14 protein-coding genes, 1 riboswitch and 1 other annotated feature are annotated in these 15,244 nt (G+C 43.8%); of the genes, 5 read left to right on the forward strand and 9 right to left on the reverse strand.

What is annotated here, in order from left to right; translation table 11 throughout:
• Nucleotides 1-34: 34 nt before the first annotated feature.
• The 6 genes from hisH to K08M4_RS09505 all read right to left on the reverse strand — a co-directional run bounded on the left by hisH (nucleotide 35) and on the right by K08M4_RS09505 (nucleotide 7,124).
• Entirely contained in the window at nucleotides 35-649 is a 615-nt protein-coding gene (gene hisH, locus K08M4_RS09480) for an imidazole glycerol phosphate synthase subunit HisH (RefSeq protein ID WP_086049702.1), read from the reverse strand.
• Between the two features lie 24 nt (nucleotides 650-673).
• Nucleotides 674-1,762: a bifunctional histidinol-phosphatase/imidazoleglycerol-phosphate dehydratase HisB gene (gene hisB, locus K08M4_RS09485; protein ID WP_086049703.1), complete on the reverse strand. Its 1,089-nt coding sequence runs from the start codon at nucleotides 1,760-1,762 to the stop codon at nucleotides 674-676.
• A gap of 126 nt (nucleotides 1,763-1,888) precedes the next feature.
• Nucleotides 1,889-2,929 carry a histidinol-phosphate transaminase gene (gene hisC, locus K08M4_RS09490; protein WP_086049704.1) on the reverse strand — a complete coding sequence of 347 codons (1,041 nt, stop codon included), beginning with the start codon at nucleotides 2,927-2,929 and terminating at the stop codon, nucleotides 1,889-1,891.
• Nucleotides 2,930-2,938: 9 nt separating this feature from the next.
• Nucleotides 2,939-4,258, reverse strand: a complete 1,320-nt coding sequence (gene hisD / locus K08M4_RS09495) for a histidinol dehydrogenase (protein ID WP_086049705.1) — start codon at nucleotides 4,256-4,258, stop codon at nucleotides 2,939-2,941.
• A complete protein-coding gene (hisG, locus tag K08M4_RS09500) occupies nucleotides 4,258-5,154 on the reverse strand; it encodes an ATP phosphoribosyltransferase (RefSeq protein WP_029223133.1) in 897 nt (298 codons plus the stop codon). The genes hisD and hisG overlap by 1 nt, the downstream gene beginning before the upstream one ends.
• A gap of 52 nt (nucleotides 5,155-5,206) precedes the next feature.
• Nucleotides 5,207-5,342, reverse strand: a sequence feature (His leader region).
• Between the two features lie 189 nt (nucleotides 5,343-5,531).
• Nucleotides 5,532-7,124: a Na+/H+ antiporter NhaC family protein gene (locus tag K08M4_RS09505; protein WP_086049706.1), complete on the reverse strand. Its 1,593-nt coding sequence runs from the start codon at nucleotides 7,122-7,124 to the stop codon at nucleotides 5,532-5,534.
• A gap of 112 nt (nucleotides 7,125-7,236) precedes the next feature.
• A riboswitch (Lysine riboswitch) is annotated at nucleotides 7,237-7,414 on the reverse strand.
• A gap of 378 nt (nucleotides 7,415-7,792) precedes the next feature.
• On the opposite strand from K08M4_RS09505, the gene K08M4_RS09510 reads away from it, so the two are divergent.
• Nucleotides 7,793-8,203, forward strand: a complete 411-nt coding sequence (locus tag K08M4_RS09510; RefSeq protein ID WP_012604381.1) for an H-NS family histone-like protein — start codon at nucleotides 7,793-7,795, stop codon at nucleotides 8,201-8,203.
• Between the two features lie 167 nt (nucleotides 8,204-8,370).
• Here K08M4_RS09510 and K08M4_RS09515 read toward each other — a convergent pair whose 3' ends face one another.
• Together K08M4_RS09515 and K08M4_RS09520 are read right to left on the reverse strand one after the other, a co-directional pair.
• Nucleotides 8,371-9,675 carry an inosine/guanosine kinase gene (locus K08M4_RS09515; RefSeq protein ID WP_009848810.1) on the reverse strand — a complete coding sequence of 435 codons (1,305 nt, stop codon included), beginning with the start codon at nucleotides 9,673-9,675 and terminating at the stop codon, nucleotides 8,371-8,373.
• Between the two features lie 102 nt (nucleotides 9,676-9,777).
• Complete coding sequence (locus tag K08M4_RS09520) at nucleotides 9,778-10,047, reverse strand: hypothetical protein (RefSeq protein ID WP_004734567.1); 270 nt, start codon at nucleotides 10,045-10,047, stop codon at nucleotides 9,778-9,780.
• A 203-nt stretch (nucleotides 10,048-10,250) separates the two neighbouring features.
• Here K08M4_RS09520 and mnmA point away from each other — a divergent pair, with 203 nt between their 5' ends.
• The 3 genes from mnmA (at nucleotide 10,251) to purB (ending at nucleotide 13,567) form a co-directional block, all read left to right on the forward strand.
• The gene (mnmA, locus tag K08M4_RS09525) at nucleotides 10,251-11,387 is read left to right on the forward strand and encodes a tRNA 2-thiouridine(34) synthase MnmA (protein ID WP_086049707.1); all 1,137 of its coding nucleotides are present in this window, start codon (nucleotides 10,251-10,253) and stop codon (nucleotides 11,385-11,387) included.
• A gap of 48 nt (nucleotides 11,388-11,435) precedes the next feature.
• Nucleotides 11,436-12,053: a high frequency lysogenization protein HflD gene (hflD, locus tag K08M4_RS09530; protein ID WP_009848813.1), complete on the forward strand. Its 618-nt coding sequence runs from the start codon at nucleotides 11,436-11,438 to the stop codon at nucleotides 12,051-12,053.
• A 143-nt stretch (nucleotides 12,054-12,196) separates the two neighbouring features.
• Nucleotides 12,197-13,567, forward strand: a complete 1,371-nt coding sequence (gene purB, locus K08M4_RS09535) for an adenylosuccinate lyase (protein WP_017109928.1) — start codon at nucleotides 12,197-12,199, stop codon at nucleotides 13,565-13,567.
• A 336-nt stretch (nucleotides 13,568-13,903) separates the two neighbouring features.
• Here the strand turns inward: purB and htpX are convergent, their stop codons facing one another.
• Complete coding sequence (gene htpX / locus K08M4_RS09540) at nucleotides 13,904-14,767, reverse strand: protease HtpX (protein WP_086049708.1); 864 nt, start codon at nucleotides 14,765-14,767, stop codon at nucleotides 13,904-13,906.
• A 277-nt stretch (nucleotides 14,768-15,044) separates the two neighbouring features.
• Between htpX and K08M4_RS22105 the strand changes: the two genes are divergently transcribed.
• Entirely contained in the window at nucleotides 15,045-15,212 is a 168-nt protein-coding gene (locus K08M4_RS22105; protein ID WP_086049709.1) for a hypothetical protein, read from the forward strand.
• Nucleotides 15,213-15,244: the final 32 nt, after the last annotated feature.

Genomic DNA, 15,244 nt, shown 5'->3' on the forward strand with positions numbered 1-15,244 from the left:
TTATATGGCAACGTTAGCCGCTGCCTAATCCTTATTACAATTCCAAGAAGTTCTGAATCAGCTTAGAGCCAGCTTTTGACGAACGTTCTGGGTGGAACTGAACACCATAATAGTTGCCACTTTGCACTGCGGCAGTGAACGGATTGCCGTAATCACATTGTGCGATTGTGTAGTCACCCACTGGCATTGCGAAGCTGTGTACAAAGTAGAAGTACTCGCCCTCTTCAATATCTTTGAATAGAGGGTGGTTAGGTGTCGCGGTTACTGTGTTCCAACCCATGTGTGGTAATGGTAAATCACCCGTTTCAAGTAAACGAACTTCGCCATCACACAATCCTAGGCATTCAACTAACTCGTCAGCTTTTTGGCCTTTCTCTTGAGACAGTTTGCCTAACAGTTGCATACCTAAACAGATACCCAGCAGAGGCTTCTCTACTTGTTTCACAAGGCTAACAAGGTCACGCTCTTGCAAGTTCTTCATTGCCTCACTTGCTGTACCTACACCGGGTAGGAACAGCTTGTCCGCAGCAAGAACAACTTTTGGTTCTTTTGAAATTTCAACGGCATAGCCCAGGCGTGCAATAGCAAACTTCACTGAGGAAACGTTGGCACAACCAGTATCAATAATAACGACTTTTTGATCTTTCATTGTTTTTCCTTGCTAACGTTAGCCTTACAGAACGCCTTTGCTGCTTGGTAACTCGTTACCTTCAACTTTGATTGCTTGGCGGAGAGTACGGCCAAACGCTTTGAACAGACTCTCAATAATGTGGTGATCATTATTGCCAGCAGAAGAAAGGTGTAGTGTACAAGCCAGTGTATCGGTTAAAGAACGGAAGAAGTGAACCACCATCTCGGTTGAAAGATCACCCACTTGTTCACGGCTGAATTGAGCATCGAATTTAAGGTATGGGCGACCAGAAAGGTCTAGCGCACACTGAGCCAAGCACTCATCCATCGGCAGGCTGAAACCAAAGCGACCGATGCCACGTTTGTCACCTAGCGCATCTTTCAGAGCTTGGCCTAACGCAAGCGCGGTGTCTTCGATTGTGTGGTGGTCATCAATGTGTAGATCGCCTTTCACAGTCAGGTTCATTTGGAAACCGCCGTGTGTCGCGATTTGATCAAGCATGTGGTCGAAGAAACCCATGCCTGTATCGATCTTGTTACCACCGGTTTCATCAAGGTTTACTGCAACCTTTATATCGGTTTCTTTAGTGGTACGAACCACTTCAGCCACACGAGCGTTAACCGTTAGATCTTTAACGATCTGTGGCCAGTTAAGTGTGCCCTCAGTTTGCGCATCTGGTCCGTATTGGATACCACGAATTGCCATGTTCTCAGCAAGTTGAAGATCCGTCATTCGGTCGCCAATCACAACAGAGTGTTGGAAGTCGACTTTGCCGCCTTGTAGGTATTCTTTAACCATACCCAGTTTAGGCTTACGGCAAGAGCAGTTGTCTTCGTCAAAGTGAGGACAAATAAGCACATCGTCAAACTTAACGCCTTGAGATTCGAAGAACTCCATCATCATATTATGCGGAGCATCGAATTCTTCTTGTGGGTAGCTATCCGTACCTAAACCATCTTGGTTAGTCACCATCACTAAGCGGTAGCCAGCATCTTGCAAAGCAAGCAGGCTAGGAATCACTAGCGGTTCGAATTTTAGCTTATCTAAACGGTCTACTTGAAAGTCGACTGGCGGCTCAACAATTAAGGTGCCGTCACGGTCTATAAAAAGTATTTTCTGTTGTTTACTCACTTGAACTTCCTTTTAATTTTAAATCTGGTGGCCTAGCTAAAATCAACCGCTAACCCAAATGTCTGATTCATTGCCAGTTATGTTGATTAAACACAACTGGCCAATGTGATTACTGGTAAGCCTTCGTTACTGAAAAAAGTTACGAATGAATCCAAGTGTCTTTTCGCACTCTTCGCGGTTACCAATACTAATACGAACACAATCTTCAATTGGCGAATTACGCAAAATGATGCCCGTATCCCAAGCTGCTTTAAATAACTCATCGCCGTTCGGGAATTTCACCAGTAGGTAGTTACCCCAACCATCAAATACCGTTACTTGAGGCATGCCTAATAGACCCGCTTGCAAATACGCTCGGTTAGCACTTAAATCCAGAACTTGGAACTTAGCGCGCGCTAGTCCTTGATCTGAAAGTGCTTGAACAGCTATGTCAGCAACAGGAATTGGCACTGGATAAGGAGCAATCACTTTCAACAGTACATCGATAAGCGCTTTATTCGCTAGCGTAAAGCCACAGCGTAGTCCCGCTAATGCAAAAGCTTTGGAAAGAGTACGCAAAATCGCTAAGTTCGGATATTGAGCAAGCAAATCGACCGTTGACGCTTCAGGGCAGAAGTCGATATACGCTTCATCCATCACCACAATCGCTTTGTCTTGAGTCATCTCAAGCAGTTTAATGATGTCTTTACGGTTAACTAAGTTACCTGTTGGGTTATTTGGGCTGCAAACAAAGACAACTTTTACGTTGTCGAGTTGAGCTTCAATAGCAGGAAGATCCAATTGCCATTCAGAAGTTAGAGGCACCACTTTACGTTCGACACCAATGGTTTCGGCACTGATCGCATACATACCGTAAGTCGGTGGACAGTAAAGAATTGCATCTTCGTTTGGCTCACAGAACGCACGAATCAAAAGCTCGATACCTTCGTCAGCACCGCGCGTTGTCAGCGTTTGCTCTGATGTCACGCCAGCGTATTGAGCATAAGCATCGATCAGCTCTTTAGGCTGGCACTCGCTGTAGCGGTTAAGTCGAGTCAGATTTAGGCTGTACTCGTTATCAAACGGAGATTCATTGGCGTTCAACCATACATCTCCGCTACCGCCAATGCGTCTTGCAGACAAATAAGGTGTCAGAGCCTGAATTTGCTTTCTTGCTAACTTTTCCATGCTCTACCCTTATTTCGCTTTATTTAACGTTTCAACTCGATTTAATTTTTCAACTCGGATAGTCACAGCACGTTTGTGTGCATCCAAGCCTTCGGCTTCCGCCATGGTTACTACCGTTGGGGCTAGGCCTTTTAAGCCATCGGCTGTTAACTCTTGTACTGTCATACGCTTAGAGAAATCAGCCAAACCTAAACTTGAATAGGTTTTGGTATAGCCGTAAGTCGGAAGAACGTGGTTTGTACCTGATGCATAATCACCTGCAGACTCTGGAGACCAGTCACCAAGGAAGATTGACCCTGCATTGTCTAGCAACGGCAGCAATTCACGTGGGTTCTTAGTCTGAACAATCAAGTGCTCCGGACCGTAGAAGTTCGAAATCGCAATCGCTTGAGTGATCGATTCAGCAATGATGATTAGGCTTGAAGCCAATGCTTGCTGAGCGATGTTCGCACGAGACAGTTCTTTCAGTTGCTTCTGAACCGCATCGGTTACTTGGTCGGCAACAACTGGCGATGGTGTGACTAACACAACTTGTGAATCTGGTCCGTGTTCCGCTTGGCTCAGTAGATCTGCAGCAATGAAGTCAGCATCCGCAGTTTCGTCTGCAATCACTAACACTTCAGATGGGCCTGCCGGCATATCAATCGCAGCGCCACGGAAATCGTTACTTACTTGGCGTTTCGCTTCCGTTACGTAAGCGTTACCTGGACCGAAAATCTTATCGACCTTAGCAACACTCTCTGTACCATAAGCCATGGCAGCAACGGCTTGACCACCACCAACATTGTAAACCTCATCGATTTTACAAAGATTAGCGACATACAAGATTTCATCAGCAATTGGCGGAGGTGAGCAAAGCACAACCTTACGACAACCCGCAATTTGAGCAGGTACACCTAACATAAGAACCGTTGACGGAAGTGGCGCGCTACCACCCGGAATATAAAGTCCAACAGTATTAATCGCGCGCGTCACCTGCTCACACACAACACCAGGCTGTGTTTCAACCTTAATTGGCTGCGGCTTCTGAGCTTCGTGAAACTTAGCAATATTGCTATAAGCTTGCTCTAACGCTTGCTTCATTTCTGGTGTTAAACGAGCACATGCCTCTTCAATCTCAGTCGAGTTGACTCGAATGGATTCTGGAGTCACACGATCGAACTTTTCAGTCAGTTCCTTAAGTGCGGCATCGCCTTCATTTCGTACTTTTGCAATAACATCAGAAACAGTCGCTGTGATGTTTGCACCTTCAGTAATAGCTGGACGCTCTAATACCGAGTCTTGCTGTGATTCACTTAAAGATTGCCAAACAACGGTTCTCATCGTCACTACCCCATCATTTTTTCGATTGGTAATACTAGAATCGAGCTTGCACCCAACTCTTTCAGCTGTTCCATAGTTTCCCAGAACAAGTTCTCTGTACTTACTAGGTGAACGGCAACTTTGTCTTTGTCTGTTGATAAAGGGAGAACCGTTGGATCTTCAGCACCAGGCAGTAGTGCTTTGATTTGCTCTAGCTGAGACGTTGGTGCGTGAAGCATGATGTACTTCGACTCTTTCGCTTGTTGAACACCCTGCATACGAGTCAGTAGTTTTTCAATTAATGCCGTTTTGTCTGCATCGAAATCACCAACACGTTGAATCAGTGTTGCTTTAGATTGGAAGATAGCCTCTGCTTCCTTTAGACCGTTTGCTTCTAGCGTTGCACCTGTAGAAACTAAATCGGCGATAGCGTCTGCTAGACCAGCACGTGGCGCAACTTCAACTGAGCCAGTTAGCATACAAGCGCTGAATTCAACACCCTGCTCGTCCATGTAGGCTTTTAGTAATTGTGGGTAAGTTGTCGCAATACGTTTGCCCGCTAGGTCTTGTGGGCCGTTGTATTCTTCATCTTTGTTGATTGCGATAGAAAGGCGGCAACCACCGAAGTCTAAACGACGTAGTGTACGAAACTCTGATGGCTCTTTTAAAGCAACGCGGTCTAGGCGAACTTCTTCTAGTTCATTCTCACCGATAAAACCAAGGTCAACCACACCATCCATGATAAGGCCTGGGATGTCGTCATCACGAACGAGTAACAAGTCGATTGGCATATTTAGTGAATGAACAACTAAGCGCTCACCCATGATGTTAAATTTCACACCACATTTTTTAAGTAGATCTTGGCACTCTTTACTTAAGCGACCTTTCTTTTGAATTGCGATTCTTAGGCGTTGTGTCTGCATTGCTATATCCCTGTGCAAATATTTGAATTTATTGATTATTTAAAGTGCTAAAACTAAAAAACCCTCGGAAGACTTTGTCGTCCCGAGGGTTTAAATCTAAATTCTTTGACTTAACCTCCGGGAGAATTCTTGCTCCCGGGTATACGTAAATCTCCCCGAAAGACTAGATAGGGTGATGATGGTGATGAATGTTCATTACTAATTTACGCATACTTATCAGCTCTTAGGTTGTTTGCTGTCTTGTCTCCACACTAACTAAGCTGACACCCTTTTTCAACCATTTATTCGAACTTTTTTCACGAAATTTAAAATTAAATTAACGAACACAAAAAAAGGGAGGCAAACGCCTCCCTTCTCATTATTCAATCAAATGATGATTAGCTTTTACACGTTGCCATCTTACAACGTGAGAAATAAGCCAATGCAAAACATACCGCAACAAACGTTAGAGACGCTGCGCCAAATGCAATGCCAGTTGATGATGTCATTCCTAGGGTGATGAAACCAATACACGATACGAACGCCACAGACAGCGCATAAGGGAGCTGAGTCGATACGTGATCAATGTGGTTACAACGCGCACCTGTAGAAGACAGAATCGTTGTATCCGAGATTGGAGAACAGTGATCACCAAATACAGAACCCGCAAGAACCGCACTTAGCATAGGAAGGATTAGCGCGATGTCAGAGGCTGCAGCCATGTCACCCGCAATCGGTAACATGATACCGAACGTACCCCAAGATGTACCTGTCGAGAACGCCATTAGGCCAGCAAGAAGGAACAAGATAACCGGTAGCCAGTGGTAATCGATGTTACCTGTTGCTAGAGAGGATAGGTACGAACCTGTTTTCATGTCACCAATAACAGAACCAATCGTCCATGCAAATACAAGGATAAGGATAGCGCCAAACATTGAGCTTGCACCAATCCACATTGTTCTTGTGATATCAACCAAAGGTAGTTTCTGTTTGAATACCGTTGCTAGCGCAACGAGTAAACCAATCACACCACCGTAAACCAGAGACTTACCTACATCCGTATTTTCAAATGCGCCAAGTAAGTTGAATGCTTGACCATCAGCAGTAAGCGCTTGGCCACCCGTGTAAAGCATTGCAGCAACCGTCGCTACGATTAACGCTACGATTGGCATTACGAGATCAGAAACAGAACCGTTTTCGCTCTCTTGAATATCCAGCTCTTCGTTTAGATCGTGCGCTTGCTTTTGATCATTGTCGCCTTCAAAGCCACGGCCTTGAGAAGCTTCAATCTCATGCTCGCGCATTTTACCAACATCTAAACCAAACCACGCAACAGCAAACACCATTAATAGCGCGAACACAGCGTAGAAGTTCATTGGGATAAGGCGAACGTAAGCACCCAGTGCAGAATACTCTGTCACACCGTGTGTCACTAAGATGCCACCAATGATAGTAATAATGTAAGCACCCCAGCTAGAAGCAGGCATGATCACACACATAGGAGCAGCAGTTGAGTCTAGGATATAAGCTAGCTTAGCGCGAGATACGTAGAAGCGGTCAGTTACAGGGCGAGAGATAGCACCTACCGCTAAGCTGTTGAAGTAATCATCCACAAAGATGAATACACCTAAGAATGCAGCAAGTAGTTTAGAACCACGTTTGCTCTTAACACGAGACTGTGCCCACTCAGCGAATGCGCGAGTACCGCCAGATAGTGTTAATAATGCCGTTGTCATTCCAAGAATAATTAGGAAAGCGACAATGCTCATGTTCCAAGTGTTAATGCCACCATCTTCGATGAAAACACCAGATACTTTAGTAAAGACGTAGCTAGCTGCGTTACCTACTGAGTAGTCAGCAAGTAGAATCGCACCCATAACAATACCGACACCCAAGGAAACTAATACACGGCGGGTAACAATAGCAAGAGTCAAGGCAACCAAGGGAGGAAGCAGCGATAAAGGCGATGTTGCAAAATCTATTAAATTCATGATCTTCAAAAACCAGTTTTTTATTTGGCTAGAGATCTACTGCAGATAAACTTGATACGGCTTATCAAGCTCATGTTGAACTAAGCGAAAGGGAAGTGAACACTTCACCCAACCCTACAGTAGCGCTCCATAGTTTAAAATTAAGACTATGGCAGTGTTGTACCTATTAAGCACAACCCCAGCAAATTGCTTAGATATACAATTTACTTCGGCAATTACACCTTTCATTCCCGTTCATTGGCATCACCCCAACGAAAACTACTCTTTATAATTGCACCTCTACGTGCGGTAACATTATTAACCGTGTAAACCAGAGTTTAACAACAGATTAACCAAAGCACCGCATCAGGTGGCCGCAATTGTACCCATCAAGAGCAACAATGCAACATATCATTCCGAGAAAAATAAGCTTTTTGTTAATGAAGTAATCAATAGAAGAATAGTCAACTTTTACGGATTACTCCACTTAACACATATCAGATATCACCTGTTTTTTTTAAGATATTCTTAATAGTTATTATAAGTTCATTAGAAGTCTATCTTTTCATCTTAAAACACTCGTCTCATTTTCTTATTTAAATAACTAATAGAAGAAATACTATTTGTTTTATTCTTAGGCTCTGTTTATTATTAGGAGGATTATTTAGTTTACCTTGATGGGAAATATCATGTCTGAATTAACAAAAACTCTATTAAATATCCGTAGCCTTCGTGCGTTCTCACGTGAATTAACTCTTGAGCAACTTGAAGAAGCGCTAGACAAGCTGACTATTGTTGTACAAGAACGTCAAGAGTCTGAAGCTGAAGAACGCGCAGCAAAAGCAGAGCAAGAAGCTAAGCTTTCTGCTATCGCAGAACAAATTGCAAAAGACGGAATCGATGTTGCCGATCTTATTGCTGCACTTTCTGGTGAAGCAAAATCTAAAACAACAAAATCTAAACGTGCTCCTCGCCCTGCGAAATACAAATACGTAGACGCGAATGGCGACGAAAAAACTTGGACAGGTCAAGGCCGTACGCCTTCAGCTATCCAAGAACAACTAGATGCTGGTAAATCTCTAGAAGAGTTTGCTCTTTAAGGCATCGAGTTTGCTAAGTGAATAATCAATAACCCACTAAGCAATAGAATTAATATTTAAGTCGACTAAAGTATTATTTACGGCTTCAATATATTCAGAAACAAAAAAGGCTCCTTTCGGAGCCTTTTTTATATTTCTAATAGTGAAATATAAATCAAAAAAATGCCTTATCTTTCCCAGTACGCTTCTTCTAGACTATCTTCTCTTTCAGGAAGGCCTCGAGATAATCGTGGCGAGTGCTGAACTAATACTTCATAACTTGCGCGGTTTGAATATTTACAAACTTGTGAGAAAGAAGAATACGTCAAGAATGAATGCTGATGCTTACTTGAGTTAGGCACATTTTCTTTATGGTACTTATTAGCGGCCATATCATGTAATAGAGCAGACAACGCAGCATCACCGGCACCATTAGTATTCTTAATCTTTTCTGGGCCGCCCATGTAAGGTGCGATATGCGAATAGATTTTCGTTGGATTTTCACATAAATCTTTATGTGCGGGACGACTAAACTCATAACGGTTAAATTCAGCAATCGAGCCTGGTAACAACGGTAATGATGTTTCACGCTTCACTGCATCTTCTGTGTAACCCGCCATAAACAAGCCCACAGGGCCTGCTGTACATAGAACTAAGTCTACCCAATCTAGTGCTTTGTCTGAAGCAGCTAGAGGATCGCTTTCACCAGTTAATGCTTCAGCTTCGTCTTCGTTCATTGCAACAACGGTTACATGTTGTTCAAGGAAATCTTTCCAAAACTCTGGATCATCTTGAATAACGAATTTAGTACCAAGCGTTAAAACAACAGGTACATCGTATTTCTTCGCGTACTCAATAGCTTTCATTGTTGCTTCAGGCATAGGGTCACCTGGTTTACAACGAACTAAATACGCCGTTAATACTAAAGCAGAAGCACTTTTGAAAATTTTCTCAGGAATGCTTTCTGGTTTTAATTGGTTCATTTGTCCTTCGCTAATTGCGAAAGTACGTTCACCATCTTCTGTAATTAATGCAAAGCAGCGACCAATTGCGCCATCTACCCCTTGTAAATGGTTCAGATCCATTCTGCTTGATGTATTACATAAATAGCGGTAACCGTAGCTACCAATTTTAATATCTTGGCTCATTACACCCAATAGTGTTGAACGGTCATCCGCCAATACTGAGTAGTTGTGTAATGTATTACCAATTGTGCCACCTGCGTATTCATTAGTGATCAGGCACTGTTCTTTTAATTCTTGATACAAAGATTCAGCAGCTTCATCACCAATAACCAAAGAGTGTCCCTTACTTAAGCCATATTTTTCGATTAGCTCAGAACTCACCTTTGCTTCAATATCCACCAAAGTTTGGTCAATACCGATAATATGGGTACGTGACATTCTTTTGCTCGTTTGAGCTTGGCTTACTAAAGGGTCACGAGCGTGAACCGGAAAATAGTGCTTTGATTTACGTTGTCCAGGGAATTTCATAGGGCTAGTCTAAGTCAAGGGGAAATAGGTGGCGGATTCTACCGCGCTATATTTAACGCGGCAATCTTTCAAACTATAGCAAACGTTTGCTACGTTATTTTTTTATTCGCCTTCCATAAAGCTTAGATCAGGCAGCATGCCTAAATGCTCGGCGTAACGTTTTTGATTAAACTCTGCACCGTTTTTCATTACATCAAATACTTCAATAGCCAGTGCACATGCCATAGCCGCAATCGCCTCTTCACGAGGAGTACCTGTCATCATTAAACGCATCAACGTCTCTTTCACTTTCACGGGTTGGCCGTCTTCAAGTTGGTTTTCGATAATCTCGATCAACTGCTCTTCTTGCATAAACTCATTTTGTTCAGACATTTTTCATCTCAGGTCTTGGGTTTTGAGCGACTATGCCACATATAGATCTGACATCCTAGCGAGTCTCCTCGCGTTCATGCGATTCTCTAACGAAGTCAGCGCACTATTTGTGCAAATGAAACTGTGATTCCAGTCTCGGATCTGTCACGGCGTTTCTCTTTCTGTTAGAATCTGCGACCAAGTAATAGTAACGGTGTTTAGACATGTCAGATATCAGCTCTGGAAACAGCGAAAAGAAAGTAATTGTCGGTATGTCCGGCGGTGTAGATTCGTCAGTATCGGCGTATCTTCTTCAGCAACAAGGCTATCAGGTAGAAGGCCTTTTCATGAAAAACTGGGAAGAAGACGATAACGAAGAATACTGCACGGCTGCTGAAGATCTTGCTGATGCTCAAGCGGTATGTGACAAACTAGGTATCCACCTTCACACTATCAACTTTGCTGCAGAATACTGGGACAATGTATTTGAATACTTCCTTGCTGAATATAAAGCAGGTCGTACTCCGAACCCAGATATTCTTTGTAACAAAGAAATCAAATTCAAAGCATTCTTAGAGTTTGCGGATGAAGTCCTAGACGCAGACTACATTGCGATGGGTCACTACGTTCGTCGTACTTTCCCAACTCAAGAAGAGCTTGATGCTGGCGTAAAACCAGAAATGCTACGTGGCCTAGACGGCAATAAAGACCAAAGCTATTTCCTTTATACGCTAAGCTCAGATCAAGTGGCACGCAGCCTATTCCCTGTGGGTGAATTAGAGAAGCCAGAAGTGCGACGCATTGCTGAAGAGCAAGACTTGATCACTGCGAAGAAAAAAGATTCAACAGGTATCTGCTTCATTGGTGAGCGTAAGTTCACTGAGTTCCTAGGCAAATACCTACCCGCTCAACCGGGTAACATCGAGACACCAGAAGGCCAAGTGATTGGTCAACACCAAGGTTTGATGTACCACACGCTAGGTCAGCGTAAAGGTCTACATATCGGCGGCACTAAAGGTGGCGGCGGTAATGAAGAACCATGGTTTGTTGGTGAAAAAGATCTTAAGCGTAATGTCCTGATAGCGGTACAAGGTAAAGACCACCCTCTTCTAAAATCAGAAGGTTTGATCGCTTCTCAGCTTCATTGGGTAAATCGCACACCAATTACTGAAGTTATGACGTGCACGGTAAAAACACGTTACCGTCAGACCGATATTCCTTGTACAATCATCCCAATTGATGATGAAAACATTAAGGTTATTTTTGACGAACCACAAATTGCAGTGACCCCAGGTCAATCAGCAGTGTTCTACCTAGACAACGTATGTCTTGGTGGTGGTATCATTGAAAAGCGCATCTAACCAATAAAACGAACCACAAACAATAGAAGACAATTTAGGAGTTACTACGTGGCTAATACACTTTATGACCGTACTATTGCTTTCGCTGGAATTTGCCAAGCTGTGGCTTTGGTTCAACAAGTAGCGAAAGACGGCCATTGTGATAAAGATGCCTTCGAAGCTTCACTCAGTGCCATTTTAAATACCAACCCAGCGAACACCGTGGGCGTATTTGGGCGTGAAGCGAACCTAAAGCTTGGCCTTGAGTGCTTAGTAAAAGGTATCGATAGTACTCCAGCTGGTAGCGATATTACTCGTTACATTATCAGCTTGATGGCACTTGAGCGTAAGCTATCTTCTCGTAACGACTCGATGTCTCAGCTTGGCGATCGCATTCAAACTGCAGAACGTCAAACTGAACACTTTGATCTGTTTGACGAGCAAATGATCAGCAACCTAGCGAGCATCTACCTTGATGTGGTGAGCCCTATCGGCCCGCGTATTCAGGTTTCTGGTACGCCAGCTGTACTTCAACAGACGTCGAGCCAACATAAGGTCCGCGCACTCCTTCTATCTGGAATTCGAAGCGCTGTGTTATGGCGTCAAGTTGGCGGTAAACGTCGCCACCTTATCTTCGGTCGCAAGAAGATGATCGAGCAGGCTCAAATCCTGCTAGCTCGCATGTAATTTATTAGCTCGCGCCTGGTCGCGAGCTTGTTTTTTGTATCAACACAACTCTCACGCAAACGATTGCGCAATATGCGTGACAATTGAGATTGTTACTGGTATAAACCTCTCAAAATTTAGAAAACTCAATTCAGGAGAACACCATGGAACTGTCAGCATTGACTGCTGTTTCACCAGTAGACGGCCGTTACGGAAGCAAGACTGTTGCATTACGCAGCATCTTTAGTGAGTTTGGCCTACTAAAGTACCGCTCTATCGTTGAAGTTCGTTGGTTACAAAAGCTTGCAGCTACAGATGCAATCAAAGAAGTACCAGCGTTCAGTGCAGAAGCTAACCAGTTTCTTGATGAACTAGCAGCTAACTTCAGTGAAGAAGATGCTCTACGTATCAAAGAAATCGAGCGCACGACTAACCACGACGTTAAAGCGGTTGAGTACTTCTTGAAAGAGAAAGTTGCTGGCGTTCCTGAACTTCACGCTGTAAACGAATTTATTCACTTTGCATGTACTTCTGAAGACATCAACAACACCTCTCACGCGCTTATGCTTAAAGAAGCTCGTGATACCGTGATTCTTCCAGAAATCCGTAACGTAATTGATGCTATCAAAGCACTTGCGAACGAGTACCGTGATATTCCATTACTGTCTCGCACACACGGTCAGCCAGCTTCTCCTTCTACAATGGGTAAAGAGATGGCTAACGTTGCGTACCGTATGGAACGTCAATACAAGCAAATCGAAAACGTTGAGATCCTAGCGAAAATCAACGGTGCTGTAGGTAACTACAACGCACACCTTTCTGCATACCCAGAAGTTGAATGGCACCAGTTCAGCGAAGAGTTCATCACTGAATCTCTTGGCGTAACTTGGAACCCGTACACAACTCAAATCGAACCTCACGATTACATCGCTGAGCTATTCGATGCTATTGCTCGTTTCAACACAATCCTTCTAGACTTCGACCGTGACGTTTGGGGCTACATCGCTCTTGGTCACTTCAAGCAGAAGACTATTGCTGGCGAAATCGGTTCTTCTACAATGCCGCACAAAGTTAACCCAATTGACTTCGAAAACTCTGAAGGCAACCTTGGTCTAGCGAACGCAGTATTTAGCCACCTAGCACAAAAACTTCCAGTTTCTCGCTGGCAGCGTGACCTTACTGACTCTACGGTTCTTCGTAACCTAGGTGTTGGTGTTGGCTACGCTATCATTGCATACACTTCGACTCTGAAAGGTATTAGCAAGCTAGAAGTTAACCGCGCTGCGCTACTTGCTGAGCTAGACAAAAACTGGGAAGTATTGGCTGAACCAGTACAAACAGTAATGCGTCGTTACGGCATCGAGAAGCCATACGAGAAGCTGAAAGAGCTAACTCGTGGTAAACGTGTAGATGGCGAAGGCATGCGTGCATTTATCGATGGTCTTGAGATCCCTGAAGACGAAAAAGTTCGTTTAAAAGAGATGACTCCAGCGAACTACATCGGTCAAGCAATCGAGCTAACTGACAAGCTGTAAAATTCGAATCACAGAATAGACTAAGGCTTCCCATGTGGAAGCCTTTTTGTTGAGCGGAACCAAGTGTGTTGGCTCAAGAGCCGTCAGTAAAAGACACAAAGCCATCCCGCCTAATTGCCCTGCTCATATAAGTCCGTGCGATATCAACCAATAGACATCGTAACGCTTCATCACCAACAACCCTCTATCACCAGACACATATCTCTTGGACACATATCCCCCGGACACATAACTCCCAGAGACTTACTCTCTTGAATGCCAAGATCAAAAAAGGCCTCCCGAAGAAAGCCTTTAGAATACATATTGCCGCTTAACGAAAGTAGCTTGTATTAGAAATTACATGTTACGTAAAGACGCAATACGCTTATCTAGCGGTGGGTGGCTCATTAAAAGCTCTGTAAGAGACTTCTTACCATTGATACCAAATGCCATCATAGAGCCTTCTAGTTGTGGCTCATGGCTCACCTTTAGGCGCTCTAGCGCTGCAATCATCTTCTCTTTGCCTACTAGATTCGCTGCACCTGCATCGGCATGGAATTCACGATGACGGCTGTACCACATCGTAATGAAGCTTGCTAAGAAACCAAATACCAATTCCAACACCATAGACACACCGAAGTACACCATCATGTTGCTGCCACCCTCTTCTTCGTTGTCATTCGACGCAACAATGTTGGCGATGAAACGAGATAGGAAAATAACGAACGTGTTCACAACACCCTGCATTAGCGTCATGGTCACCATGTCACCGTTCGCGATGTGGCTCACTTCATGCGCTAGTACCGCTTCAGCTTCATCACGCGTCATGTTGTGCAACAAACCCGTAGAGACTGCGACTAATGAATCATTACGCTTAGCGCCCGTCGCGAATGCGTTGATGTCTGGCGAGTCGTAGATCGCCACTGTTGGCATACCAATACCAACTTGTTGAGATTGACGGCTTACCGTCTCCATCAACCAATGTTCTGTTTCATTTCGTGGACTTTCAATGACCATGCCGCCTACCGAACGTAGCGCCATTTTCTTTGACATCATCAACGAAATGAATGAGCCGCCAAAACCAAAGACTGCAGCCATCACCAATAAGCCTGATAGGCTACCAGGTTGCATACCTGTAACTGCGTATACAATATTAAGAACAACACTTAGTACCATTACAACCGCTAGGTTGGTTGCAAGGAACAACATTACTCGCTTCATTACTTATCTCCGCATGAAAGCTGTTTTTATAAAACTTATTATTATAGACAAGGCAGACAGCAATTTATTCCAACCTTGAAGACTTATCCTTACTTATACATATAGTCTTAGATTAAGAAAACAAGGTTAAGCATTAAATTGCAACATTTGATTACGAGACCCTATTCGGCTTACCCCTAGTCTATTAGACCTAAGTCGTATGGTGTCGGCATAACAATCCGTTTAGAGTGGCTTCAGATGATTTATTGGCTAGTCCATGAACAAAAAGGGAAGAATCATGGTTGAAGGTACTAACACTCAAATGGCTATCGATTTACTGTGCTGTCACCTAGGGATTACTGAAGAAGAAGCAAAAAAGCAGATTGGGGTCCTAACTCCACAAGCGGCGCAGGCAAAAATCACAGAAACACAGCAAGCACTAATGGGACTTACCAAAGAACATTAATCCCGAGTTTGCTGATATAAAAGACCAGCTGT

This window comes from Vibrio syngnathi (genome assembly GCF_002119525.1).
Lineage (GTDB): Bacteria > Pseudomonadota > Gammaproteobacteria > Enterobacterales > Vibrionaceae > Vibrio > Vibrio syngnathi.